Source organism: Embleya sp. NPDC001921 (assembly GCF_053594475.1).
Genome location: NZ_JBSFEO010000156.1, coordinates 1 through 1,807, shown reverse-complemented (window position 1 = coordinate 1,807; position 1,807 = coordinate 1). Strand labels below are relative to the sequence as shown.

Genomic DNA, 1,807 nt, shown 5'->3' with positions numbered 1-1,807 from the left:
CATCACGAAAATTGAGCCCGGCAACCCGCACCCCGACCCGCAACTCCCCCCACCCCAAAGGCTCCGACACCCCCGGCACCGCAACCAACGCCAAATCCGCAAGCGTGCCGGTCCCGGGCGAGTGCAACCGCCAGGCACCGGACGGCGGGGTCAGCACGTCGGACGCGCCGGCGACGCGGGCCAATCGGGGGACGAGCATGTCGCCGTGCCGCAGCGCGAGTTGCGGTTCCTCGCCGCGCGCGGCGGCGTCCAGCACCTCTGCGGACTCCGGGCTGTCGTCCGTGTCCACCAGCACGAACCGGCCGGGGTGCTCGTTCTGTGCCGCCCTGACCAGACCCCAGACCGGTGCGTGTACGAGGTCCGTCACCGGGTCCCCCGGGGCAGCCGCCACCGCGCCGTGCGTCACCAGGACCAACCGCGACCGCGCTTCCCCCTCGGCCGCGAGCCACTGCTGAATCCGCTCCAACACGTCGGCCGTCGCCGCCACCACCGCATCCGCGAGCCGGTCGCCGACGGGGGTCCGCGAGGGGGTGCAGTCGAGCAGGGTCACTTCGTCGCCGCCCGGCCGTGCGACGGCCGGGGCCGGGATCCAGTCCAGGTGGAGGAGGCAGTCGGCGCTCTCGTCGCCCGGGTGGGCGATTCGCTCGGCGGCGACCGGCCGCAGGGTGAGGCTCCGCGCGGAGAACACCGGCCGGCCGGTGACGTCGGTGGTCTCGACGGTCACGGAGTCTTCCTCGCCCACGGACAGGCGCACCCGCAGCGTCGACGCGCCCGAGGCCGACAGTCGTACGCCGCTCCAGAGGAACGGCAGACGGATCGCGGTACCGGCGTCGCCGATGCCGGTCAGCGCCGCCGCCTGCACCGCGGCGTCCAGGAGCGCCGGATGCAGTCCGAAGCGGCCGGCGCTTTCGCGTTGTTCGGCGGGCAGGGCCACTTCGGCGTACACGTCGTCGCGGACACGCCAGGCCGCGCGCAGCCCCTGGAAGGAAGGGCCGTAGGCGTAGCCGATCTCGGCCAGGTCCGGGTAGAAGCGGTCCAGTTCGATCGGCCGCGCGCCGACGGGCGGCCACGCGGTCGCGGCGAAGTCGGTGTCGGCGTCGGTCGGCGCGGCGGGGGTGCCGGGGTCGGGCACGAGCAGGCCGCCGGCATGCCTGATCCACTCCCGGTCCGCGTCGTCGTCGATGCGCGCGAACACCGAGACCGCCCGGCCGCCGTCGGCACCCGGCGCGGCGACCATGACCTGGATCCGGACGCCGCCTTGCTCGGGTAGGACGAGCGGCGCTTCCAGGGTCAATTCCTCCAGGAGGCCGCAGCCCACGGAATCCCCGGCGCGGATGGCCAGTTCGACGAAGGCCGCACCCGGCAGCAGCACCGTCCCGGCGACCGCGTGGTCCCCCAGCCAGCCGTGGGAGGACAACGACACCCGCCCGGTGAGCAGGAATCCCCGCCCGTCGGCCAGGGTCACCGAAGCGCCCAGCAGCGGGTGGCCCTCGCCGGTGAGCCCGAGTCCGGCCGCGTCTTCGACTCCGCCGATCGAGACGTCACGCAGCCAGTACCGCCGATGCCGGAAGGCGTAGGTCGGCAACTCGACGTCCCCGGTGGGGTAGTCGCCCAGGAGCGGCGACCAGTCCACGGCGAGACCGTTGACGTACGCCTCGGTCAGTGCGCCGGTGAACTGGTCGAGTCCGCCCGCGTCCCTGCGCAGCGTGCCGAGCACCACCGCTTCTGCCTCGGCGGCTTCGACCGTGCTCTCGATCGGTGTCGTCAGCACCGGGTGGGGGCTCACCTCGACGAAGGCGTCGAATCC

The 1,807-nt window shown here is 73.6% G+C and carries 1 protein-coding gene; it reads right to left on the bottom strand.

Annotation, left to right across the window (positions count from 1 at the left end; translation table 11 throughout):
- The coding region (locus tag ACWCPW_RS51950) for a SpnB-like Rossmann fold domain-containing protein (RefSeq protein ID WP_449768680.1) at positions 1-1,807 on the bottom strand (1,807 nt) is incomplete at both ends.